14 protein-coding genes are annotated in these 24458 nt (G+C 72.9%); 10 read left to right on the top strand and 4 right to left on the bottom strand.

The annotated features are described in order from the left end of the window. From ACH4D3_RS21465 to moeZ, 6 genes are all read left to right on the top strand, one after another. Positions 1-1629 (top strand): DUF3152 domain-containing protein, encoded by a 1629-nt coding sequence (locus ACH4D3_RS21465; protein ID WP_398324170.1) that lies wholly within the window; start codon positions 1-3, stop codon positions 1627-1629. Positions 1630-1843: 214 nt separating this feature from the next. Next, positions 1844-3616, top strand: a complete 1773-nt coding sequence (locus ACH4D3_RS21460) for a DUF3492 domain-containing protein (protein ID WP_398324168.1) — start codon at positions 1844-1846, stop codon at positions 3614-3616. Then, positions 3613-4788 carry a hypothetical protein gene (locus ACH4D3_RS21455; protein ID WP_398324166.1) on the top strand — a complete coding sequence of 392 codons (1176 nt, stop codon included), beginning with the start codon at positions 3613-3615 and terminating at the stop codon, positions 4786-4788. The genes ACH4D3_RS21460 and ACH4D3_RS21455 overlap by 4 nt, the downstream gene beginning before the upstream one ends. Positions 4789-4899: 111 nt before the next feature. Next, complete coding sequence (locus ACH4D3_RS21450) at positions 4900-5958, top strand: NAD-dependent epimerase/dehydratase family protein (protein ID WP_398324165.1); 1059 nt, start codon at positions 4900-4902, stop codon at positions 5956-5958. Next, the gene (locus ACH4D3_RS21445) at positions 5946-6695 is read left to right on the top strand and encodes a spherulation-specific family 4 protein (RefSeq protein ID WP_398324163.1); all 750 of its coding nucleotides are present in this window, start codon (positions 5946-5948) and stop codon (positions 6693-6695) included. Before ACH4D3_RS21450 ends, ACH4D3_RS21445 begins: the two co-directional genes overlap by 13 nt. A gap of 63 nt (positions 6696-6758) precedes the next feature. Then, a complete protein-coding gene (gene moeZ / locus ACH4D3_RS21440) occupies positions 6759-7937 on the top strand; it encodes an adenylyltransferase/sulfurtransferase MoeZ (protein WP_398324161.1) in 1179 nt (392 codons plus the stop codon). An 885-nt stretch (positions 7938-8822) separates the two neighbouring features. Here the strand turns inward: moeZ and ACH4D3_RS21435 are convergent. Next, positions 8823-9548: a transporter substrate-binding domain-containing protein gene (locus ACH4D3_RS21435; RefSeq protein ID WP_398324159.1), complete on the bottom strand. Its 726-nt coding sequence runs from the start codon at positions 9546-9548 to the stop codon at positions 8823-8825. A gap of 288 nt (positions 9549-9836) precedes the next feature. On the opposite strand from ACH4D3_RS21435, the gene ACH4D3_RS21430 reads away from it, so the two are divergent. Then, entirely contained in the window at positions 9837-10169 is a 333-nt protein-coding gene (locus ACH4D3_RS21430) for a tyrosine-type recombinase/integrase (RefSeq protein ID WP_398324369.1), read from the top strand. Between the two features lie 127 nt (positions 10170-10296). Here the strand turns inward: ACH4D3_RS21430 and ACH4D3_RS21425 are convergent, their stop codons facing one another. The 3 genes from ACH4D3_RS21425 to ACH4D3_RS21415 form a co-directional block, all read right to left on the bottom strand. Then, positions 10297-11838: an alpha/beta hydrolase gene (locus ACH4D3_RS21425; protein WP_398324157.1), complete on the bottom strand. Its 1542-nt coding sequence runs from the start codon at positions 11836-11838 to the stop codon at positions 10297-10299. A 156-nt stretch (positions 11839-11994) separates the two neighbouring features. After that, positions 11995-13545, bottom strand: a complete 1551-nt coding sequence (locus tag ACH4D3_RS21420; protein WP_398324155.1) for an alpha/beta hydrolase — start codon at positions 13543-13545, stop codon at positions 11995-11997. An 80-nt stretch (positions 13546-13625) separates the two neighbouring features. After that, the gene (locus ACH4D3_RS21415; protein WP_398324154.1) at positions 13626-16403 is read right to left on the bottom strand and encodes a lysylphosphatidylglycerol synthase domain-containing protein; all 2778 of its coding nucleotides are present in this window, start codon (positions 16401-16403) and stop codon (positions 13626-13628) included. A gap of 185 nt (positions 16404-16588) precedes the next feature. On the opposite strand from ACH4D3_RS21415, the gene ACH4D3_RS21410 reads away from it, so the two are divergent. The 3 genes from ACH4D3_RS21410 (at position 16589) to ACH4D3_RS21400 (ending at position 24456) form a co-directional block, all read left to right on the top strand. After that, positions 16589-16996, top strand: coding sequence for an MGMT family protein (locus tag ACH4D3_RS21410; protein WP_398324152.1), 408 nt, complete (start codon positions 16589-16591; stop codon positions 16994-16996). A 266-nt stretch (positions 16997-17262) separates the two neighbouring features. Further along, positions 17263-20748, top strand: coding sequence for an ATP-dependent helicase (locus tag ACH4D3_RS21405; RefSeq protein ID WP_398324150.1), 3486 nt, complete (start codon positions 17263-17265; stop codon positions 20746-20748). A 192-nt stretch (positions 20749-20940) separates the two neighbouring features. Then, positions 20941-24456, top strand: a complete 3516-nt coding sequence (locus tag ACH4D3_RS21400) for a UvrD-helicase domain-containing protein (RefSeq protein ID WP_398324148.1) — start codon at positions 20941-20943, stop codon at positions 24454-24456. Positions 24457-24458 lie beyond the last annotated feature (2 nt).

Below are 24458 nucleotides of genomic sequence, written 5' to 3'. Positions count from 1 at the left end.
GTGGGACGCCACAGCCGCCGCGGGCCCGCTCCCAAGGCAGACGCCGCGGACACCGCCGCGACAAGTGAGAACCGGGCCGGTCGGCCCGACCCGCGCCGGACGAACGGGCCGCCGCAGGGGCCGCAGGGGCCCTACCGGCCGCAGGGCCCTCATCAGCCACAGTGGCCCCACCAGTCACAGGGCCCCCACCAGTCACGGGGGGTCGAGGGGGCGGCGCCACGCGGGGCGGCGCCGGGCGACGTCCCGGGTGGCCGCCAGGGGTACGTGGGCCCCGGTCCCGGTCCGGGGCGGGGTCCGGGCGCGCGATTCCCGGACGAGACGCCGGCCCACGGTTTTCCGCGGACGGCGGACGGTACGCCCGCGCAGGGCGTCCCCGGGTTCCCCGACGGCACCCCGGCACACGGTGTGCCGCGGGTCCGGGGCGGTCACCCCGAGCAGCGGGAACCGGGCGGAGGCTGGGGCGAGCCGGCCGGGCGGCCCGGTGCCGGGTACGGACCGGCGGCGGGACCGCGCACCGGGGCCCCCGCGCCCTTCGTCCCGCCCTCGCCGTCCGGACCGGCCCCGCCCTTCCCGAGGCAGCGGCAGGCGCCGGCGGAGGGGCCGCGCCAGGACTACCTGGACGCCTTCGGCGCGGACGACGACGTCTTCGCGGTCCGTCCCCGCGGCCGTACCCCCGGTGCGGCCCGGCCCGCCGACCCGTACGCCTCCGTCACCGACTGGAGCGCCGCGGACGGGGGCGCCTCCGGAGGCGGCGGCATCCCCGGCGGTGCCGACGAGGACGCCGACGACGAGCCGCCCACGGGCGAACCCGCACCGGTCAAGGGGGCCAAGGGCCGGACCTTCACCGGTGTCGCGGCGGCCGCCGTCACCACCGTGCTGGCCGTCGTCGTGGCCGGTCAGGTCGCCGACGGGTCGGACGAGGGCGACATGCGCGCGCAGTCCGCCACCGACCAGGCCCGCGGTGCCCACGACCCGGCGTCACGGGACGACGAGCGGCCGACGCCCTCCGCGTCCGCCTCCGCGAAACCGCTGACGTACGAGCAGAAGATGGGCAAGAGGTACCCGCTGGGTGCCACCCTCAAGGCCTCGGGGAAGTTCGACGCGATCCCGGGCATCGCCAAGGGGACCGGGAAGGGGCAGAAGTACACCTACCGCATCGACGTGGAGCAGGGGCTCGGCCTCGACGGCGAACTCTTCGCCGAGGCCGTGCAGAAGACCCTCAACGACGACCGGAGCTGGGCCCACAACGGCGCCCGTACCTTCGAGCGCGTCGAATCGGGGCAGCCGGACTTCGTCCTCACGCTGGCCAGCCCCGGCACCACCGCCGAGTGGTGCGCCAAGTCGGGCCTGGACACCACCGAGGACAACGTCTCCTGCGACTCGGCCGCCACCCAGCGCGTAATGATCAACGCCTACCGCTGGGCCCAGGGCGCCGCGCCGTACGGCGATGCGATCCACGCCTACCGGCAGATGCTGATCAACCACGAGGTCGGGCACCGCATCGGCTACAACCACGTCACCTGCGACAAGGACGGCGAACTCGCCCCGGTCATGCAACAGCAGACGAAATTCGTAGACCACGACGGAATCGACTGCCGCCCCAACGCCTGGGCCTACCCGAACGGCTGACGGCCGGTTCGGGCCCACGCGTCGCACTCGGTGACCGCTTGATCTCTTAACGCGACCGAACGCGCCTCGCACGGGAAAGTTACGACCGTTCACCCCTTTTGGTGGTGCGATGGACAACCGTCCATCGCACCACCTCCTTGTCCGCATACGTTCGTCCCGCTGCGAGCCGCCGGGCCAACGGCGGCTCCCCAAACGGGAGATCGGGGGTGCGCGCGTGCGCATCGGACTGCTTACGGAGGGTGGCTATCCGTATGTGAGCGGTGAGGCCGGGCTCTGGTGCGACCGGCTCGTGCGCGGCTTGGAGCACCACGAGTTCGACGTCTACGCGCTCAGCCGCAGCGAGCGCGAGGAGGACGAGGGCTGGGTGCCGCTGCCGCCGCAGGTCGGCCGGGTGCGCACCGCCCCGCTGTGGGAAACCGTGGACGACGGAATCGTCCACGGACGGCGTGCGCGCCGGCGCTTCGCCGAGTACTACGGCGAGTTGGCCACGGCCCTGTGCACCGCCGCGCCCGGGGATCCGGCCAGGAGCTCGGAGGCGGAGCCGGAAGGGCAGTCGGAAGGGCAGTCGGCCCTTGAGGCGGACCGTTTCGCCAGCGCGCTGTACGGCCTCGCCGAACTCGCCCGCGACGAGGGTGGACTGCCCGCCGCACTCCGCTCGGAGACCGCCGTACGCGCCCTGGAACGCGCCTGTCGCGCGCCTGGCGCCCACCGCTCCGCGCGCGAGGCGCGCGTTCCCGATCTGCTGGCCGTCGCCGCGCGCCTCGAACGCGTCCTGCGCCCCCTGTCCCTCGACTGGTACGAGGACGACGACCTCGGTTCGGTGGACCTGTGCCACGCGGCCTCCGGAGGCACGGGCGCCCTCCCGGGCCTGCTCGCCCGGCACTTCTGCGACGTACCGCTGCTCGTCACCGAATACGGCGTGCGGCTGCGGACGCACTACCTCACGGAACCCGATTCCTCACCCGCGATACGGTCGCTGCTCGCCGCCTTCCACGGTCGGCTGGCCACCGAGACCTACCGGTGCGCGGCCGTGGTCACCCCGGGCAACACCCATACCCGTCGCTGGCAGGAGCGCTGTGGCGCCGAGCGCGCCAAACTGCGCACGGTCCACCCGGGCATGGACGCGGCTCCCTTCGCCGAGGCCGGGGAGTCCCCGGAGTGCGCCGACCCGCAGACCCTCGTCTGGGTCGGCCGCGTCGAACCGGCCAAGGACCTGGTCTCGCTGCTGCACGCCTTCGCGGAGGTCCGCAGGGCGGAGCCCGGCTCGCGGCTCAGGATCGTCGGTGCCCCCTTCGGCCCCGAGGGCCCCGCCTACCTGGCCCACTGCAAGGGGCTGGCGGCGCAGCTCTTCCCGGACGAGGCCGACGGTCCGCACGCCGTCGGCCGCAACCCGGTCTCCTTCGAGGAGACCGGCGGACCCGAACTGCCCTCCCGCGCCGACGCCTACGCCTCGGCGGCGCTGGTGGTGCTCTCCAGCGTCGTCGAAGGGTTCCCGACCGGACTCGTCGAGGCCATGTTCTGCGGCCGGGCGACGGTGTCCACGGACGTCGGCGCGGTGGTGGAGGCCATCGGAGGCACCGGACTGGTCGTGCCCCCGCGCAATCCGCGGGCGCTCGCCGAGGCGTGCGTCGCGCTGCTGCGCGACCCCGAGCGCCGCGAACGCCTGGGCGCCGCCGCGCGCGCCCGCGCACTGGAGCTGTTCACCGTCGAGCAGAACATCACGGCATTTCACGGCATTTACCTGGAGATCCTCTCGCGTACACCGGTCCGCCGCGTCGTCCTCGACGACACCGGCGAACCCCTGCCCTTCGGCGTCCCCGCCGAGGCCCACGTCCCCGGCCGCTGGAGCGATGCCACGGCCCGGATCGCTGCCCGGGGCGGTCCCGGCGCGGTCCGGACCGGTCCCGGCTGGGCGACGGACGGCGGCCGGCCGGGACCGGTCCGGGCCACGACACCGGTTTCGGCGGCCGAGGGAGCGTCCCGATGAGCGGCCTCGGCGAACTGGACCGGCCCGGGGCCCCGCGCGGCACGGGCCCTGGCGAAGGCAGGCAGCCGCCACCCGCGTCAGGCGTTCGCCGCTCCGCCGCGGACCCCGTGAAGGGGCTGCTGCACCGGCACCGCGAACTGTGCGAACGCGCTGTGGACCCGCTGGAGATCGCGGCGGGCCTGGAGGCGCACGGCGTCACCGACCGGACCGCCGCACGCTTCCGCCACCGGGACGTCTTCTCCCTCGCGGAAGAGATGTACGCCCGGGTCCCGCGCGACGGCGACACCCCCGCACCCTCCGAGGACGGGCCGACGCCCCGTCCGGGCGGGCCCCGCGCCGCCGGGTTCGTCCTCGCCCTGCTGCCCGGCGTGCTGTGCGCCGCCGCCGTGGCGGGACTGCGCCTGACCGACGGCCGGCCGCGCCTGATCGCGGCCGCCGTCGGAGTCCTCGCGGTCGCCCTGGCCCTGGGCGCGGCACTGCGCCGCGGGCCGCTGAGCGCCGCGCCGCGCACCACCAGCACCTGGACCTGCTGGCTCCTCGGCTACGCCCTCCTGGGCGACGGGCTCCTGCAGACCGCGGCCAGCGGTGGCCCCGACGGCCTGCCCGACGGCACCGCCGACGGGGAGTGGCCGGTCACCCTTGCCCCCGTCCTGGCCCTCGCGCTGTCCTACGCGCCGGCGGCCGGCTGCGCCCACCTCTTCACGGCGGGCGCCCGCCGCAAACTGTCGTCCAGCCGGGGTCTCACGGACTTCTCCGCCTCCGTGCGCCCCCTGCTGCTCGGCGCGTTCACCCTGTACCTGGGGGCCCTGGCGGCTCTGCTCACGCTGACCGGCGCCGTGCTCGGCGAACCCGCCGGCTGGCCCCAGGGACTCGGTCTGGGCGCCCTGTTGCTGCTCGCCCGGCTGCTCGGCGTGCACGGCCACGCCCACGCCGGTCCGCTCGTCCTCACCGCCACGGCCGCCGCGGAGGCGGCCGCCCTGGCCACGGTCTTCGCCGGCCGCCTCCCCGGCTGCGGCTTCCTGTCCGCGCCCGTGGAGGCACTGGTCGCCGCCTGCGGCCCGGCCGGTGTCCCGACGGCCGCCTGCGGCATCGGCGCCCTCACCCTCCTCGTCCACGCGTGCCGTCGCCTGACCAGGGCCTCGGCCCACGCCCCGACGGAGCGAACGCGGTGAGCGCGCGCACGGACAGCCCCTCAACCGTCCGCAACACCCTCGCATCACCCCCTGAAGGAGCCCCCAGATGACCACCTCCCGACCCGACGCCTCGGCACCGGGAGCCGCCCGATGAGAGTCCTGCTGATCGGAGCCAACGGCTACATCGGCCGCTTCGTCGCCGACCGTCTGCTCGCCGACCCCGCCGTCCAGCTCACCGCCCTCGGCCGCGGTGACGACGCCGACGTCCGCTTCGACCTCGCCACCGGAAGCCCGGGCGCCCTCACCCGCTTCCTGGACGCGGTCCATCCCGGAGTGGTCGTCAACTGCGCGGGCGCCACCCGGGGCGGCGCCCGCGAACTCACCCGGCACAACACCGTCGCCGTCGCGACGGTCTGCGAGGCCCTGCGCCGCAGCGGCTGCGGCGCCCGCCTCGTGCAGGTCGGCTGCAGCGCGGAGTACGGACCCAGCCAGCCCGGTTCCTCGACCGCGGAGGACGCCGTCCCCCGCCCCGGCGGTCCCTACGGCGTCAGCAAACTCGCCGCGACCGAACTCGTCCTCGGCTCCGGCCTGGACGCCGTCGTCCTGCGGGTCTTCTCGCCCGCGGGGCCCGGTACGCCCGCCGGCTCCCCGCTGGGCCGGCTCGCCGAGGCCATGCGCCGCGCGATGCAGTCCGGCGACGGCGAACTCCGGCTCGGCGGCCTCGGCGCCCAGCGGGACTTCGTCGACGTCCGCGACGTCGCACGAGCGGTGCACGCCGCCTCGCTCTCCGCCGCGCAGGGCGTCATCAACATCGGCTCCGGCCGCGCCGTCCGGCTGCGCGACGCCGCCGCCACCCTCGCCCGGGTCGCCGGCTACGGCGGGGCCCTGCACGAACTCGACGGACCCCCCGGAGCGCTGCGGCCCACGATCGGCCACCCCCGTACCGAGTCCCTCGGCCACCGGGTCGACGCCCTCGGCCACCACCGGAGCGACGCCCTCGGCCACCACCGCCCGGACCCCCTCCAGAGCCGCGGCGAGCGCACCGACCCCGAGCACGCGGTCCCGGCGGCGCACCCGTACCCCGACGGCTGCGGCAGCTGGCAGCAGGCCGATGTGCGCACCGCACGCGACCGGCTCGGCTGGCGGCCCCGGATCGCCCTCGAAGAGTCCCTCGCCGACATCTGGATGGAGGCGGCATGTCGTATCTGACCAGCACCAAAGCGGGCGTCCCGAGCACCGGCGTCCGCACCGGCCTCGGTGTCCCGGGGCTGGCCCACCCCCTCGTCGCCCCCGACGAGTGGGCCGGCCTCACCTGCCCCGGCACCCCGCTGCACTGGGTCGTCCTCAACATCGCCGACGGCCCCGGTGCGCACCCCGACCCGCGATGCCTGGAGGCCGCCGGCCGCCTGCGCAACGCGGGCGTCCGCGTCCTCGGCCATCTCGACGCCGCGTACGGAACCCGCAGCCTCGGCGAGCAGATCTCCGACGCCCACCGCTATCTCGACTGGTACCAGGTCGACGGATTCCTCCTCGCCCACTGTCCCTCCGACCGGGCCGCCCTGCCCGAGGTCCGCCGCACGGTCACCACCCTGCGGGCGGTCCGTGACGATGCCCACATCGTCCTCGGCCACGGCACCCATCCCTGCCCGGGCTATGCCGAGAACGCCGACCAGCTCGTCACCTTCTCGGGCACCTGGGCCGACTACCGCTGGTCCCAGGCGGCCGAGTGGAGCGCGGACTATCCGCCCGAGCGCTTCTGCCACTTCGTACACGGCCTGCCGCGCGGGCACCTGGAGGAAGCGCTGCGCATCGCCCGTTGGCAGGGGGCCGCGACGATCTGCTTCACCGACCGCACGGACCGCGGCGGCCGGGCCGACCCCTGGGAGACGATGCCCGGTTACTGGGACGAAATCGTCTCGCGGGTCGGGACGGGTGTCTCGGAATGAAAAAGGCCGTGGCAGTGTTACTTGGAGAACAACCGTAATTACTGACCGACCAACGGAGTCCCCGTGTCGCTGCCACCCCTGGTCGAGCCGGCCGCCGAGCTCACCGTAGACGAGGTCCGCAGGTACTCCCGCCACCTGATCATCCCCGATGTGGGGATGGACGGGCAGAAGCGGCTGAAGAACGCCAAGGTGCTCGCCGTGGGCGCGGGCGGCCTCGGTTCGCCGGCCCTGATGTACCTGGCGGCAGCCGGCGTAGGCACGCTCGGCATCATCGAGTTCGACGAGGTCGACGAGTCGAACCTGCAGCGGCAGGTCATCCACAGCCAGGCCGACATCGGCCGGCCCAAGGCCGAGTCCGCCCGTGACACCATCCAGGGCATCAACCCGCTGGTGGAGGTGATCCTTCACCAGGAGCGGCTCGAGGCCGACAACGTGATGGACATCTTCAGCCAGTACGACCTGATCGTCGACGGCACGGACAACTTCGCGACCCGCTACCTGGTCAACGACGCCTGCGTGCTGCTGAACAAGCCCTACGTCTGGGGTTCGATCTACCGCTTCGACGGCCAGGCCTCCGTCTTCTGGTCCGAGCACGGCCCCTGCTACCGCTGCCTCTACCCGGAGCCCCCGCCCCCCGGCATGGTCCCCTCCTGCGCCGAGGGCGGCGTCCTGGGCGTGCTGTGCGCGTCCATCGGCTCCATCCAGACCAACGAGGCCATCAAGCTCCTCCAGGGCATCGGCGAGCCGCTGGTCGGCCGCCTGATGATCTACGACGCCCTGGAGATGACCTACCGCCAGGTCAAGGTCCGCAAGGACCCCAACTGCGCGGTCTGCGGCGAGAACCCGACCGTCACCGAGCTCATCGACTACGAGGCCTTCTGCGGCGTCGTGTCCGAGGAGGCCCAGGCGGCCGCCGCCGACTCCACGATCACTCCCAAGCAGCTCAAGGAGTGGATCGACGACGGCGAGAACATCGAGCTCATCGACGTCCGCGAGCCGAACGAGTTCGAGATCGTCTCCATCCCGGGCGCCCGACTGATCCCGAAGAACGAGTTCCTCATGGGTTCGGCCCTCGAGAACCTCCCGCAGGACAAGAAGATCGTCTTGAACTGCAAGACGGGTGTCCGCAGTGCGGAAGTCCTCGCGGTCCTCAAGTCCGCCGGCTTCTCGGACGCCGTCCACGTCGGCGGCGGCGTGATCGGCTGGGTCAACCAGATCGAGCCGGAGAAGCCCGTCTACTGATCACCGGCTCCGCTGACCAGCGGGACAGGCGAAGCCCACGGCTCTGACCAGTTCAGATGCTGTGGGCCTCTGTCGTTGGTGGTCGGCGTTAGGTGGCCTCGGACGGCCCAGGGACGGCCCGAGCTCTTAGCTGTGCCGCCGCAAGCTGGGGGATATGACCTCTTCCTGTATGGCAACGGTGTTCAGTTGATTCGCTAGGCTCGCTGAATGATCAGTTGCGACCCGTGAAGCTTGGGAGAGCTATGCCTCGATACATCCGAGTCAAGATCCTTACTCCTGAGGAAGAGGCGGCGGAGTGGCGAGCGGGAATCATCCTCTTCCTCACTGTCGCTGGGGTGGCCATCCAGCTGGTCGGTATTTTCCTTCTGAGTCGAGGGATCGCTGATTCAAGCGTCAGCCAGATCATGGCGGGTGTGATCGTCATACCGCTGGGATCATCGGCGGGGCAGTCTGCAGAGAGCTGGTTACGGCGCCGTCCCTTCAAGACACGGAGAGTCATAGTCGGCACGTGCGTTGCCATCGCCATGGCAGTCCTGCTGGGAACGAATACGTTCTCCCTGTGAACAGAACGTCACGCTCATGGCGTGTTGACTACGTATCTGTCTCCCCTGGCCGATGGAGCGGCTTTGCTCGGCACTCAAATTTGGAGCACCGGTGTGGAAGACCGCGTATGCGCACCCGCTTTGAGCATGAAAGGCGCTGACCCGCGCGTTCTCGAGGCGCTCGCCGAGACTCCCCGTTGTTTCCCCGCTCCGTTCCGCTCCATCGGGCACGTAGGGGGCACAGGCGCCTACCTCCCGCGCTCCCCGGCGAGAGTAGGCCCCCTCGGGGGCCATCCATCCCTGTTCGGTCGTCACGGAGGCGCTGTCGACGCCCAGCCCCGCGTCAAACTACGGTGGGGGCAGTCAGTGCCGGGTCCTGGCCCGAGTGGCGCAGCGCCTCCGCGACGAACCCGGACGCCACCAGCTCGGTCACGAGTTCACTGAGGAACTGTGTGGTTTTCGGACGCCGCTCCTTCGTGGTACCCATGGCCTGTCGGATCGTCATAAACGCTGGCTCTAGCAGGCGCAGTTCGGCCCGCTGGGAAATGTGCGCGGTCAGTGGTTGGCGGATGCCGGCCGCCACGTCCAGGCCCTGGGCGTGAAAGACATCGGTCCCCTCGTCGCCGCGCACCACGCTGGCGTGACGCAGGGTGCGGCTCAGGTGGAGGTCGTACGCGGACCCCTTCTTGACGCCAATGCGCACCCCGTCCCGGTCCACGTCGTCGGCAGAGGCAAAAGCCGAGTTCACTGGTGCCGCGTACACCCCTTCGATGTGCACGTACGGCGTGCTGAACGCGACTTCCTTCTCGCGATCCGGATCCACTGCCAGGAAACACAGGTCGGCGTGGCCCTCGGCCATCGCGGCGTAGGACTTGCGGGCCGCATCGAAGCAAATGAACTGCACCGGCAGAGCCAGACGTGTAGCAACCTCGCGGGCAAGCTCGACAGTGACCCCGGACGGCTCGTCGGGTGTGCCTTGAGCAAGGACTGGGTTGCCGAGGTTGATGGAGGCGCGCAGCACTCCGGTGGGGGCCAAGTCGTGCGCGAGCTCTCCGTCTATAGGCGTCATGGCCCGAGCCTAGATGGCTGTTGCTCAATCGTTCGTGGACGAAGGTTCAAGGGCAGGTAAGGAAGATCGCGTCTGCACGCCGTATGAGCACATTTTGTTGATGCTCCATGGGAACCTGGTCCAGCCCCGTAACCGCCCGGTGTTCGCGCCGCCCAAGGGAGGGAAGACGCGCACGGTCCCGCTCCCCGAGAGCGTCGCGCGGTCCATCGAGGAGCACATCAGCCAGCATCCGCCGCGGCTGTCACGCTCCCTTGGCGGACGGTCGACGGAGAGCCGGTTACGGCGTCGCTGCTCTTCCACCGGGATCAGGCCCGTCCGGTCAACCGAAACGACTTCAACCGTTGGACCTGGCGCCCGGCCCTCGCAGGGGCAGACGTGCCTTTCGGGCGTGCGAGCGGGATGCACGCGTTGCGGCACTTCTACGCGTCCGTTCTGCTGGACGCATGGGAGAGCGTCAAGGCCCTGTCCGAGTACCTCGGTCACCATGACCCGGGCTTCACGCTGCGCACGTACACCCACCTGATGCCCAGCAGTGAGAAGCGGACCCGGGAGGCAGTGAACCGGGCCTTCGCGGACGGCCCCGAAACGGACGACGGCCCCACGACGGCCCAGGAGGAGTGAGACGAGTCCGAACGTGCAGGCCATGGCCCGCCCGCCCTGACTCGCCCGTCTACTGACCGGCTCCCGAACCCGCTTTCCCGGCGGCGGGGGTTTCGCGCACCGCAGGTGCCCGAAGCCCCCGCCGCCGTCATGAGCAGACCTTGCCGTCCTTCGGCACCGTCCCCTTCAACAGGTAGGCGTCCACCGCGGAGTCGACACAGTCGCTCCCGCTCCCGTAGGCACCGTGCCCCTCGCCCTTCCAGGTCAGCACCACGCCGACGTCCTTGCCCAGCTCGTCCGCCATCCTGCGGGCGCCCTCGTAGGGCGTGGCCGGGTCGCCCGTGTTGCCGACCACCAGGATCGGGGCCGCGCCGGGCGCGCTCACCTCCGCGGTCTCGTGCTGACCGGCCACCGGCCAGTCGTGGCACCACCCGGCCGTGTCCCAGCCGAGGAAGGCGCCGAAGACGGGAGAGACCTTCTCGAACCTGGGCAGCAGCTTCTTCGTCTCCTCCGCGGTCGGCCGCTGCTTGTCGTCCAGGCACGATATGACCCTTTGGGAGTGGGTCGTCGTGCCGTAGCGCCCCGAGGGATCACGCTCGTTGTAGCCGTCGGCGAGGGCCAGCAACTCCGAGCCGTCGCCCTCCTCGGCCGCCTCCAGCGCACTGGTCAGGGCCGGCCAGCCGCTCTCGCTGTACAGCGGCAGCACGATGCCGGTGAGCGCGAGGGTCTGCGTCAGCTCGCGCCCCGGCGAGGACGTGGGCAGCGGCTCGGCGTCCAGCCGCTCCAGCAGGTCGGCGATCTTCCGCGAGCCCTGTTCGGGTTCCTGCCCGGTCGACTCCAGGTAGTCGTCCAGCGCGCGCTGGAAACCCCTGGCCTGGTTCTCGGCGTGGCCCATCGTGTCGGCGGCCGGGTCCACCACCGCGTCGAGGATCACGCGGCCCACGTGTTCGGGGAACAGATGGGCGTAGACGCCGCCGAGCTCGGTGCCGTAGGAGATGCCGAAGTAGTGCATCCTCTCGTCGCCCAGGACGTGCCGCATCAGGTCCATGTCCCGGGCGGTGTCCGTGGTCGAGACGTGCTCCATGAGCTTGCCGGCGGCCTTCTCGCAGCCCTTGCCGAAGTCGGCGGCGTCCTTCAGGTAGGCCTGCTCCTCGGCCGGGGTGTCCGGCGTGGAGTCCACCGACTCCGCGGCCTCCATCGCCTCGTCGGTGCGGCAGCGGACGCCCTCGCTGGCGGCCACCCCGCGCGGGTCCCAGCTCACCAGGTCGTACCGCTCGTGCAGGGAGGAGACGGTGTCGGCGTAGGACGGCATCGTGGCGACGCCGGAAGCGCCCGGGCCGCCGAAGTTGAACAGCAGGGAGCCGATGCGGTCGTCCCCGCTCGCCCGGGACCGGATCAGCGCGAGATCGATCGTCTCGCCGTCCGGCTCGGACCAGTCCAGCGGTGCCTTCAGCGTGGCGCACCGCCAGTCGCCGTCCGGTGCCGGGGCGTCGTCGGTGCCCTCGCAACGGGCCCAGTCCAGCGTCTGGGACGCCAGTGCCTCCGGCACTCCGGACGGAGCCGCCGCCGAAGGTCCCGCGCTGCTCCTGCCCCCGTCGTCCCTGTCCTCGTCGGACGAGCCGCCGCTGCAGCCCGCCGTCAGCAGTGCGGCGGCGGCCGTCAGAGCCGTCCACCGGACGAGACGCGCCATGTCCTCTCCCCCCCTGGCAAGCCGTCCGCGCCGTGCGGCGGATGGCGTTGCTGCCATGGTAGGTGGCGCGGGCAGCACCCGCCGACGCCTGTGGATAACGCCCTGACCTGCTATTTCCGTCGACCTGCGGCGGCGTCCGCAGTCAGGAGTGCGCGGTCAGGAGCACACGGTCCCGGCCGCCGGTACCTTTCCGTCGAGCAGGTAGCCGTGCACCGCGTCCTGCACGCACCTGTTCTTGCTGTCGTAGGCACCGTGCCCCTGGCCCTTGTAGGTCAGTTCGACGCCGACGCCCTTGCCGAGCGCGTCCACCATCCTTCCGGCGCCCTCGTAGGGCGTCGCGGGGTCGCCGGTGTTGCCGATCACCAGGATCGGCGCCGCGCCAGGCGCGCGGACGTCCGGGTGGTCGGCGGCTCCGGCGACCGGCCAGTCCGTGCAGCTGAGCATGGACCAGGCGAGGTAGTCGCCGAACAGCGGGGAGGCCTCCCGGAACTCGGGGAGCTTGTCCTCCACGTACGCCGGGTCGTACCGCGGTTTGTCGTCGGCACAGTTGATGGCGACGTTGGCGGCGGTGATGTTGCTGTACTCGCCGTTCTCGTTGCGCCCGTTCAACGCGTCCGACAGCACCATGAGGACCCGCCCGTCCCCGTCGTACGCCTGCTCCAGGCCCTCGGTGAGGTACTCCCAGAAGTCCTTCGAGTACAGCGCCTGCGCGATGCCGCCGGTCGCGGCGGTCTCGGTGAGTTCGCGGGGGAAGACCCCCGGGATCGGCTTGCGGTCGAGGTCCTTCAACAGGCGGGCGATGCGTGCCTCGGCGTCCTCGGCCGTGTCCCCGATGGGGCAGTCCTCGACCTTCGACACACAGTCCTCGGCGAAGTTGTCGAGCGCCAGCTGGAAACCCTTGGCCTGGCCCAGCGAGCCCTGTTCCGCGGTCTGCGTCGGGTCGACGACCGCGTCGAAGACGGCGCGGCCCACGTGCTCGGGGAAGAGGTGGGCGTAGACGCCGCCGAGTTCGGTGCCGTAGGAGATGCCGAAGTAGTGCAGCTTCTCGTCGCCGAGTACCTGGCGCATCAGGTCCATGTCGCGGGCGGCGTCGGTCGTGCGGACGTGCGGCAGGATCTTCTTCGAGTGCTTCTCGCAGGCCGCGTTGAACTCCTCCGTGCTGTCCACGAACTCGGTGCGCTCGGCCCGGTCGTCGGGCGTGGCGTCCTGCTGGAAATAGGTGTCGAGCTGTTTGTCGTCCAGGCACTCGACGGGGTCGCTGCGGCCGACGCCGCGCGGATCGAAGCTGACCAGGTCGTAGCGGGTGCGCAGCTTCGCGTAGTCCTGGCCGAAGGCGGGCAGGGTGGTGACGCCCGATCCGCCCGGGCCGCCGAAGTTGAAGACGAGCGATCCGATCCGCCGGTCCGCCGCGCCGCTCGCCTCGGCCCGGATGAGCGCGAGGCCGATCGTGTCACCCTCGGGGTCGTCCCAGTCGAGCGGCGCCTTCATGGTGGCGCACTGCCACTCGTCGCCGTCCGGCAGCGGGGAGGGGGCGGCGCCGCCGCCCTCGGCCTCGGACGGTGCCGGGCAGTCCTTCCAGTGCAGCTGCTGGCCCGACAGGTCCTCGTCCTCCTCCTGCGACCCGCCGCCGCAGCCCGCCAGCAGGACGGACAGCGCGGCGGCGGTGGCGGTCAGGGCGGCGGCGCGCAGCCGGGAGGGATTCGGCATGCGTCCATCGTGCGGTCGCGCGCGAGCACCCGCGCGGGGCCAGGGCCGTACGAGGTACGGAGCGCCCTTCTCGTATCCGGTTACAGCGCCTCTTTGCGCGTGAGGTGGTTGAAGACCAGCCAGCCCGGCAGTACCGGCAGCCACAGGGTGAGCAGCCGGTAGAGCAGCACCGCGGGCGCGGCGACCTCCTTGGGGAGGCCGACGGCGATCAGACCCACCGTCAGCGTCGCCTCCACCGCGCCCACACCGCCGGGCGTCGGCGCGGCGGACCCGAGCGCGTTGCCCGCGAGGAAGACGACCGCGACGCTGGCCAGGCTGATGGACGACGACTCGTCGCCGAAGGCGCGGATCGAGGCGTCCAGGCACATCACGAAACAGGCGGTGAGCAGCAGCATGCCGCCGATGCCGGTGATCAGCTTCTGCGGACGCTGCAGCACGTCCAGCATGCGCGGCACGACCCCGGCGAAGAGCGACCGCACGCGCGTGACGACGAATTTGCGCAGGAACGGCACCGAGGTCACCACGAGCACCAGCACCGCCACCGTCAGCAGACCCGCGATGACGGTCCGGGACGGCGACAGCGACGGTGTCTTCTCGGTGCCGGTCAGATAGCCGAAGGACAGCAGCATCAGGATGTGGCAGCCGAGCCCGAACAACTGGGACGCGCCGACACTCGCCACCGCGAGTCCGGGACGCACGCCCGCGCGTTGCAGGAAGCGGGTGTTCAGGGCGACGCCGCCGACCGCGGCGGGGGCGACGATCTTCACGAACGACCCGGCGACCTGCGCGGCCACGGTCCGCAGGAACGGCACCCGCTCGGGCACGAAACCCAGCAGGGACATCGCCGCCGCGACATAGCTCGCCGCCGAGAACAGCACGGCCGCGGCCACCCAGCCCCACTGGGCGTTCGAGATCAGCGGGCCGAACTCGATGTGGGTGAGCTGGGTGAGCAGGAAGTAGGCGCCGATCGCGCCGGCGATGAAGCTGATCAGTGTGCGCGGCCGCACCCGCTCCAGCCGGGCCGGCTCGACGGGGGCCTGCGGCCTGATGCGCAGCACCGCGTGGCGGATCTGGGTGAGCAGATCCTCTTCGCGGGCCTCCTCGATGGCCTCGTCCACGGCCCGCTTCTCGGCCCGCTGCTCGGCACGTACGGCCTTCTTGTCCGCTTTGTCGGTCTGGGTGGCCTTGTCGGTCTGCTCCGCCGGGTGGCTCGTGGCGTCGTGACCGGCCGCCTCCGCGCGGGCCAGTTTGGCCTGCCGGGACGACTCCAGCACCGCCTCGCGCTCGCGCTGGGCCCGTTCACGCGCCAGCCTGCGCAGGGTCGCGCGGGTGGAACGGCTGAGCGCGATGGGCTGGAGCATGGGCAGGCAGTCCGCCACCGTGTCGGGGCCGAGGACCGCCACCGCCGACGCGACCGCCCGTTCGGCACCGACCCGCAGGCCGAGTGTCACCAGGAGCTGGGAGATGTCCATGCGCAGCAGCAGGTCGCCGGCGGCGATCTCGCCGATGCGCAGGTCGGTGAGGATCACCGTGCCGGAACGATCCACCAGGATCGCGTCGCCCACCAGCCTGCGGTGCGCGATGCGCCGGGACTGCAGGGCCCGTACCTGCTCCCAGGTCCCGCGCAGCAGGTCGTCGGTGATCTCGTCGTCCGCCAGCGAGTCCAGGGAGCGCCCACCGGTGTGCTCGTAGACGAGCATCACGGCGTCCGGACCCAGCTCCGAGGTCGCGATCAGCTTGGGTGCGTTGGCCCCGGCCGCGATGGCCGCGTAGGCGAGCAGCGCCTCCTGCTCCAGCGCCTGGCGCAGCGAAGGGAGGCTGCTGCGGGTGGCGAAGCCGCGCAGCGTCAGATTGCGCCACGCACGGTAGAAGAAGCCCTGCGCCTGCTGCTCGCGGTCCACCACCGTCACGTCGAGCGGCCGGCCGTCCTCCAGTGTGACGAAATAGCGGCGTCCGCGGTCACCGGTCTCGACGTTGTCGGACGCCGCTTCCTGCCGGGCGGCGGTCACCGGCCGGAAGCCGACGTGCCGCAGGCCCGCCATCAGCGTCCGGCCGGTCGGGCGCACGTTGGGGGAGCCGACGGCGTAGAGGGTGCCGTAGGCGACGGTCCAGCCGATGAGGACGGTCAGGATGATCGAGAACGGCGTCGTGTAGCCCGTGACGAGCATCGAGAAGGCGTCGAGGAGCAGCACGATCCACAGCACCGCGCGCCAGCGGGGCCTGCGGGACATGCCGACGGCCGTCATGTACGCGATGACCGGGGCGAGGTAACCGTGCACGGGATCGGTCAGCGCGTGGATGTCACCCGGGGACGGCTGGGTGAGCGCCTCCTGGATGGAGCCGGGAGCGGCCTTGGCGACCCACAGGTCGGTGGCGAGGGTCACTCCGTGCGCGAGGACCGCCGCCAGCACGCCGTCGGCGATCCGCAGACCGTCCCGTTTGATCAGCCGCTCGATCGCGAACGCGACGGGCACCAGGAGGATCGCGATGCTGGAGGCCAGCCCGGCGATCTTGATGAGCAGGTCGGGGGCCTGTCCGGTGCCCTTGTTGATGTCCTGTTCGAGACCGGACGTGGTGCCGTGCGCGAAGGCCGCGATGGCGAGGAGTACGGCGACGGCGAGCACGCCCACCAGGAGGCGCACCAGGTCGGAGGGCCGGTGCACGCGCGCGGGGAGCAGGGGTTCGTCGCCCTCGACCTCGTCGATGTGCGCCACGTCGTCGGGGTCGGCGGCCGTCGCCGACGGGCCTTCGGCCACCCGCTCACCGGCCTCGCCGTCGCCCGCGTCCGCGGTGTCCGGGCGCGACGAAGCGTCAGAGGTGCCCTCGGCGCCCTCGGGGTGCACACCCTGCTGCTTCATCGCCTCTTCTTGCTCTCGTATCACTGGTCACCGCCCGCACGATGGTGGCATGCCGCGTCGGCCTCGGCAGGCATCAGGGTGCCCGTGCGGGCCGCACAGTCTGCCCGAAGCGCCGCCCGTGGGCGAGGGACGCGGGCCCTCGGGAGCGCGTCGCGTTGTCGGCCCGGTGCGGCAGGATGGGGCGGATGAGCGAGCAGAGCCTTCCGGACGGCGTCCGTCCGGAGAACGCGGACGCGCTGCCCGAGTACGCCGAGCGGGTCCTCGACATGACCGAACTGATCCCGCCGGGCCGCGTCATGACCTACGGAGACGTGGCCGAGTACCTGGAGGAGGGCGGCCCCCGCCAGGTCGGCCGGGTGATGTCCCTCTACGGGGGAGGCGTCCCCTGGTGGCGTGTGGTCCGCGCGGACGGGGTTCTGCTCGCCGGGCACGAGCTGGAGGCGCTCGACCGCTACCGGGAGGAGGGCACGCCCCTGAAGGAGGCGAGCAGGGCCGCAGAGGGGCACCTGCCGCGCCTCGACCTCAAGCGGGCGCGGTGGGACGGCGACGGACGCCCACAGGGGCACGGCGGACGTGCACAGGGTCACACCTGACAGCTTCCGCCATGTGACCGGCCGATGTGCGGCGTGTGATCCGTATGAGGTAAACCACGCACTTCGGGCATGTCCGTGGCATGACGTACGTTCGTGGGGCAGGGGGCGCTCGTGCCGCGAGTGACCCGAGGGAAGAAGAGGAAGCGCCGCTTCCGCCTCGTCCCCCGGCGTAGCGTCGGCCGCACGCGTGCCCCTCATCCCGTGGCCACCGCCCCGCCCACGGCGCGGACGGCCCACCAGCACACCCACCAGGACCGGCGAACCACGTGAGCTCCTCTTCCTCCACCGGACACCCGCCGCACCCCCAGGTGCGACGGGGGAGCCGTGGCGCTTACCGACTGGTGCGTACCCCGCCGGCCCGCATGGACCCCCCTCGTCTGGACGCCGCACAGCGCGCCGTGGTTGACCACCGGTCCGGACCGCTGCTCGTCCTGGCGGGGCCGGGCACCGGGAAGACCACCACCCTGGTCGAGTCGGTGGCGGACCGGATCGCCAGGGGCGGCGACCCCGAGCGCATCCTGGTGCTCACCTTCAGCCGCAAGGCGGCCGTCGAACTGCGCGACCGGATGGCGCTGCGTATCGGCGCCGCGCGGGCGCCCCGGGCGACGACCTTTCACTCCTTCGGCTACGCCCTGGTCCGTGCCCACCAGGACAGCGACCTGTTCGTGGAGCCGCTGCGGCTGCTGTCCGGCCCGGAGCAGGACGTGACGGTGCGCGAGTTGCTCGCCGGTCAGGTGGACCTGGAGCGGCTCGGGCTCGCCCATGTGCGCTGGCCCGACGAGCTGCGGGCCTGCCTGACCACCCGCGGCTTCGCCGACGAAGTCCGGGCGGTGCTCGCCCGCAGCCGCGAGCTGGGACTCGGCCCGGACGCGCTCGCGGCCTTCGCCCGCCGCATCGGCCGCCCCGACTGGCGTGCCGCCGCCGTCTTCCTCGCCGAGTACCTCGACGTGCTCGACCTCCAGGGCGTGCTCGACTACGCCGAACTGGTCCACCGCGCGGTGCTCCTCGCCCGCCGCCCCGAGGTCGCCGCGCACCTTACCGCCCAGTACGACGCGGTGTACGTCGACGAGTACCAGGACACCGACCCGGCCCAGGTACGGCTGCTGCACGCGCTGGCGGACGGTGGCCGCACCCTCGTCGCCTTCGGCGATCCCGACCAGTCGATCTACGCCTTCCGGGGCGCGGACGTGAACGGCATCCTGGACTTCCCGACCGCCTTCCCGCGCGCGGACGGCCGTCCGGCGCCGGTCGGGGTACTGCGGACCGCCCGCCGGTCCGGGTCCGGCCTGCTGGCCGCCACCAGGCTGCTGACCCAGCGCATGCCACTGACCCGCCTCCCCGCCGACAAGGTGCGCGCCCACCGTGAGCTGACTCCGGTGCGGGACGGCGGGCGGGTCGAGGCATACACGTATCCGACCTCCGGCACCGAACTGGACAACATCGCCGACATCCTGCGCCGGGCGTACCTGGAGGACGGCGTCCCGTGGCGCGACATGGCCGTCCTGGTACGCGCCGGCTCGCGCACCATCCCCACGCTCCGCCGTGCCCTCACGGCGGCCGGTGTCCCGCTGGACATCGACGGCGACGACCTCCCCCTGCGCCACGAGCCCGCGGTGGCGCCCCTGCTGATGGCGCTGCGAGCCGTGGCGGAGGCGGAGGCGGATGCGGACACGGGGACCTGGGCGGGGGAGCGGCCCGGGGCCGTCGGGCCCGAGGCCGACGCTGATCCGCGCGCCGACACCGACACCGACGCCGGTGACGATCCCGACGCGGACGCGGACGCCGACGCCGACGCCGACGTTGACGAGGGCGGAGACACCGGGACGAAGCCCCCGCGCGGTGAACGCGTGCACCGCGCGGACGAGCCGTGCTGGCTGTCCACCGAGACCGCTCTCACTCTGCTCACCTCGCCCCTCGCCGGGATGGACGCCGCCGATCTGCGCCGCCTCGGCCGCGCCCTGCGCGACGAGCAGCGCGTCGCGGGCAACCCGCTGCCGCCCCCGTCGGACGAACTGCTCGCGCGGGCGCTGGCCGAGCCGGAGCGGCTCGCCGTGCACGACCCCGCCTACGCGCGCGGCGCCCAGCGGCTCGGCGCGCTGCTCCGCAAGGCACGCGAGCGACTGGCGGGGGGCGGCAGCGCCGAGGAGGCGCTGTGGGACCTGTGGAACGGCACCCCTTGGCCCACCCGCCTGGAACGCTCCGCCCGCCGCGGCGGCGCCGCCGGGCGCAACGCCGACCGCGACCTGGACGCGGTGTGCGCCCTGTTCGCGACCGCCGCCCGCGCGGAGGAGCGCACCGGCGGCCGGGGCGCCCTGAACTTCCTCGAGGAGATCGACGCCGAGGACATCGCCGCCGACACGCTCGCGCGGCGCGCGGTACGCCCCGACGCCGTCCGCCTGATGACCGCGCACCGTTCCAAGGGACTGGAGTGGCGGCTCGTCGTCGTGGCCGGCGTCCAGGAAGGCCTGTGGCCGGATCTGCGCCGCCGCGGTTCCCTTCTGGAGGCCGACCGGATCGGCCGCGACGGGCTCGCCGAACCCCTCACCCCCGGAGCCCTGCTCGCCGAGGAGCGCCGCCTGTTCTACGTGGCCGCCACGCGCGCGCGTGAACGGCTCGTCGTGACCGCGGTGAAGGCACCGGCCGACGACGGGGACCAGCCGTCCCGCTTCCTGACCGAACTCGGCGTGGAACCCGCCGATGTCACGGGCCGCCCGCGCCGCCCCCTCGCCGTCGCGGCGCTCGTCGCGGAACTGCGCGCCACCACCGTCGACCCGCGCGTCTCCGAGCCGCTGAGAGAGGCCGCCGCGCGACGCCTGGCCCGCCTCGCCGCCCTGACCGACGAGGACGGCCGTCCCCTGGTGCCGTCCGCCCACCCCTACCGCTGGTGGGGCATGTGGGACCCGACCGAGAGCAAGGTGCCGCTGCGCGACCGCGACCAGCCCGTCACGCTCTCCGGCAGCGCCCTGGACCAGCTGGCCAACACCTGCGCCCTGCAGTGGTTCCTGGGCCGTGAGGTGAAGGCCGACGCGCCCGCGACGACCGCCCAGGGCTTCGGCAACGTGGTGCACGTGCTTGCCGACGAGGTGGCCTCCGGACACACCCCCGCCGACCTCGCCGTCCTCATGGAGCGTCTGGACTCCGTGTGGAACGCGCTCGCCTTCGACGCGCCGTGGAAGTCGGCCCAGGAGAAGGCCAACGCGCGCGTGGCGCTGGAACGCTTCCTGAAGTGGCACGTCATGGACCGTGCCGGGCGCACCCCGGTGGCGAGCGAGCACGACTTCGACGTGACCCTGGACGCGGGCGACTACGAGGTGCGCATCCGCGGCCAGATGGACCGCGTGGAGGCCGACGGCGACGGCCGCGCCTACGTCGTGGACTTCAAGACCGGCAAACAGGCGCCCACCTCCGCGGAGGTGGCCCGCCACCCCCAGCTCGCCGTGTACCAGCTCGCCGTCCGCGAGGGCGCCGTCGACGAGGTCTTCGACGGCGTGCGCCCGCAGCCGGGCGGCGCCGAGCTCGTCCACCTGCGCCAGGGCGCGCCCAAGCGGGACGGCGGCGAGACCCTGCCCAAGGTGCAGGCACAGGAGTCGCAGGAGGGGCCGGAGGGCGAGTGGGTCGGCGACCTGCTGGCCACGGCCGCCGGAAAGGTCCTCGACGAACGGTTCACCCCGAGCGCGGGCCAGCACTGCACCCACTGTGCGTTCCGCGCGTCGTGCAGCGCTCGCCCCGAGGGGCGGCACGTCGTGGAGTGAGCGACGGGCGCCGGGAGGCCGGGGCCGGGAGGCCGGGCGTGGGCCCGGACCGGAGCCGCCCCGGCCGACCCGGAGCCGCCGCGCCGAGCGGTCGGTGTGACACGTCGCACCACAGGGGCTGACCTGCGCTTCCGCTCGGCCCGAGAGGACATCCGGCACCCGCTGTCAGTGGCCGCCGCTAGCCTCTGTGACGTGCCCGCCCACATCACCGATCCCGAGCAGCTCAAGGAGCTCCTCGGCATCCCCTTCACCCCCGAGCAGACGGCCTGCATCGTCGCGCCGCCCGCGCCGCAGGTGATCGTGGCCGGAGCAGGATCCGGCAAGACGACGGTGATGGCGGCACGCGTGGTGTGGCTGGTCGGCACCGGCCAGGTCGCCCCGGAGCAGGTCCTCGGGCTCACCTTCACCAACAAGGCGGCCGGCGAACTCGCCGAACGCGTCCGTACGGCCCTGATCAGAGCGGGCGTGACCGACCCGGACGTGATCGACCCGGACCACCCGCCGGGCGAGCCCGCGATCTCGACGTACCACGCCTTCGCGGGCCGCCTCCTGACCGACCACGGTCTGCGCCTGGGACTGGAGCCGACCTCCCGCCTGCTCGCCGACGCCACCCGCTACCAGCTCGCCGCGAGGGTCCTGCGCGAGGCCCCCGGGCCGTACCCGGCGCTCACCCGGTCCTTCGCCGACCTGGTCAGCGACCTCCTCGCCCTCGACGGCGAACTGGCCGAGCACCTCGTGCGCCCCGAAGACCTGCGCGCCTGGGACGCCGGCCTCCTGGACACCCTGGAGGGCGTCCGGCTCAGCAACGCCGAGCTGCGCAAGGTCCCCGAGGCCGCCGCCGCCCGCCGCGAACTGGCCGACCTGGTGATCCGCTACCGGGCCGCCAAACGCCGGCAGGACCTGCTCGACTTCGGCGACCAGATCGCCCTGTCCGCGCAACTCGCCGGACTCCCCGAGGTGGGCCGCGTCCTGCGCGACGACTACCGGGTCGTGCTGCTGGACGAGTACCAGGACACCTCCGTGGCCCAGCGCATCCTCCTGGCGGGCCTGTTCGGCGGCGGCACCGGCCACCCCGTGACCGCCGTGGGCGACCCCTGCCAGGCGATCTACGGCTGGCGCGGCGCCTCCGTCGCCAACCTCGACGACTTCCCCGAACACTTCGCCCACGCGGACGGACGGCCCGCGGCCCGCCAGGCGCTCAGCGAGAACCGCCGCAGCGGCGGCCGCCTCCTCGACCTCGCCAACGGCCTCGCCGAGCCCCTGCGCGCCATGCACGCGGGCGTGGAGGCCCTGCGCCCCGCCCCGGGCGCCGAACGCGACGGCATGGTCCGCTGCGCCCTGCTGCGCACCCACGCCGAGGAGATCGACTGGATCGCCGACTCCGTCGCCCACCTCGTGCGCACCGGCAAGGCGCCCGGTGAGATCGCCGTCCTGTGCCGTACGGCGACCGACTTCGCGGAGATCCAGGGCGCGCTGGTGGCCCGTGACGTCCCCGTGGAGGTCGTCGGCCTGTCCGGGCTGCTGCACCTGCCCGAGGTGGCAGACCTGGTCGCCGTCTGCGAAGTCCTCCAGGACCCGGGTGCCAACGCCTCCCTGGTCCGGCTGCTCTCCGGCCCGCGCTGGCGCATCGGCCCGCGCGACCTCGCCCTCCTGGGCCGCAGGGCCCGGCTGTTGGTGAGCCACGCGCGCGTGGAGGGCGACGACGACCCCGACCGGCGGCTCGCCGAGGCCGTCGAGGGGGTCGACCCGTCCGAGGTGATATCGCTCGCGGACGCCCTCGACACCTTCCTGGAGACGCCGCTGGACGGCACCGGGGACGATGACGGGCTGCCCTTCTCGGCGGACGCGCGCGTGCGGTTCGCCCGGCTCGCCACCGAACTGCGCGAGCTGCGCCGGGCCCTGTCCGACCCGCTCATGGACGTCTTGCACCGCGTCCTCGCCGTCACCGGCCTGGAGGTCGAGCTGTCGGCGTCCCCGCACGCCCTGGCGGCCCGCCGCCGCGAGACCCTGTCGAACTTCCTCGACGTCGCCGCGTCCTTCGCCGCGGGCGACGGCGAGGCCACCCTGCTCGCCTTCCTGGGCTTCCTGCGCACCGCCGCCCAGTACGAGAAGGGCCTGGACAACGCGCTGCCCGGCGGGGAGAACACCGTCAAGGTACTCACCGCGCACAAGTCCAAGGGCCTCGAGTGGGACGTCGTCGCCGTGCCCGGCCTGGTCACCGGCACCTTCCCCAGCGGTCAGGGCCGGGAGAAGTGGACCGCCCAGGGCAAGGTGCTGCCGCACGGCCTGCGCGGCGACGCCGAGACGCTGCCCGACGTCGCCTCCTGGGACTCCCGCGGCCTGAAGGCCTTCCACGAGGCCATGAAGGACCACCAGCACACCGAGGAGCTGCGCCTCGGCTACGTCACCTTCACCCGCCCCCGCTCCCTGCTCCTGGGCTCCGGCCACTGGTGGGGGCCCAGCCAGAAGAAGCCCCGCGGTCCGTCCGACTTCCTGACGGCCCTGTACGAGCACTGCGCGGCCGGACACGGCGAGATCGAGGCCTGGGCGGACGAACCGGCGGAGGACGAGGAGAACCCCGCCCTGCACCGGGCGACCGCCGACGAGGTCTGGCCCCTGCCCCTGGACGACGCGGCACTCGCGCGGCGCCGGGCCGCCGCCGAGACGGTCCTCGCCCACCTGGACGGACTCGCCGCCCGGGAAGGCGGGCTTCCCCCCGGCGCCGTCACCTACGAGGACCCGGACTGGCCGCCGCCCCCGGAGGACGACGAGGAACTCCCGGAGGAAGCGGAGCCCGACTGGACCGGGGACCCCGCCGACTGGGACAGCTGGACCACGGACCGCCCCGCCGCCGCACAGGAGTCCCCCACCGCGCCGCAGAGCCCTGCCACCCCGCAGGGCAGCCCCACCGTCCCGCACCAGGCAGCGCCCCCCGAACAGCCTCCAGGCACCGCACCCCTCACCGCTCCCGCTCGCCTCACACCCGAGGAGGCCCGCACCGTCGCCTCCTGGGACCGCGACCTCGACGCGCTCACCGGAGAGCTTCTGCGCGCCCGTGAGAGCGTCACCGAAGTTCCCCTTCCGGCGTCGCTGACCGCCTCCCAGCTGCTGAGCCTGGCCGCCGACCCGGACGGGTTCGCCCAGGAGCTGGCCCGGCCCATGCCCCGCCCGCCCCAGCCCGCCGCCCGCCGCGGCACCCGTTTCCACGCCTGGGTGGAGGCCCGGTTCGAACCGCTGACCCTGCCCCTGCTCGAACCGGAGGAGCTGCCCGGCGGCGACGCCGAGATCGCCGACGACCACGACCTGGAGTTCCTGAAGGACGCCTTCGAGCGCACCGAGTACGCCCGCCGCACACCGTTCCGCGTCGAGGCGCCGTTCCAGCTCTCGCTCGCCGGGCGGGTCGTACGCGGCCGCATCGACGCCGTCTACAAGGAGGGCGACGGCGACACCGCGACGTACGAGATCGTCGACTGGAAGACCAACCGCGCCGCCACCGCCGACCCGCTCCAGCTCGCGCTCTACCGCATCGCCTGGGCCGAGCAGCAGGACGTACCGCCCGCCTCGGTGACGGCCGCCTTCCTGTACGTACGCACCGGCGAGGTCGTACGGCCCGAGGGGCTGCCGGACCGCGCGGCGCTCGAGAAGCTGCTGCTGGCCGAGCCGGTCGGTGACGAACCGCACGACCGGGGTGTCCGCGCGGGCCGATAGGC

Source organism: Streptomyces sp. NPDC018026 (genome assembly GCF_044327745.1).
GTDB classification, from domain to species: Bacteria; Actinomycetota; Actinomycetes; order Streptomycetales; family Streptomycetaceae; genus Streptomyces; species Streptomyces rubrogriseus.
The sequence above is the reverse complement of the archived record's forward strand: the minus strand, read 5'-3'. Positions and strand labels throughout refer to the sequence as shown.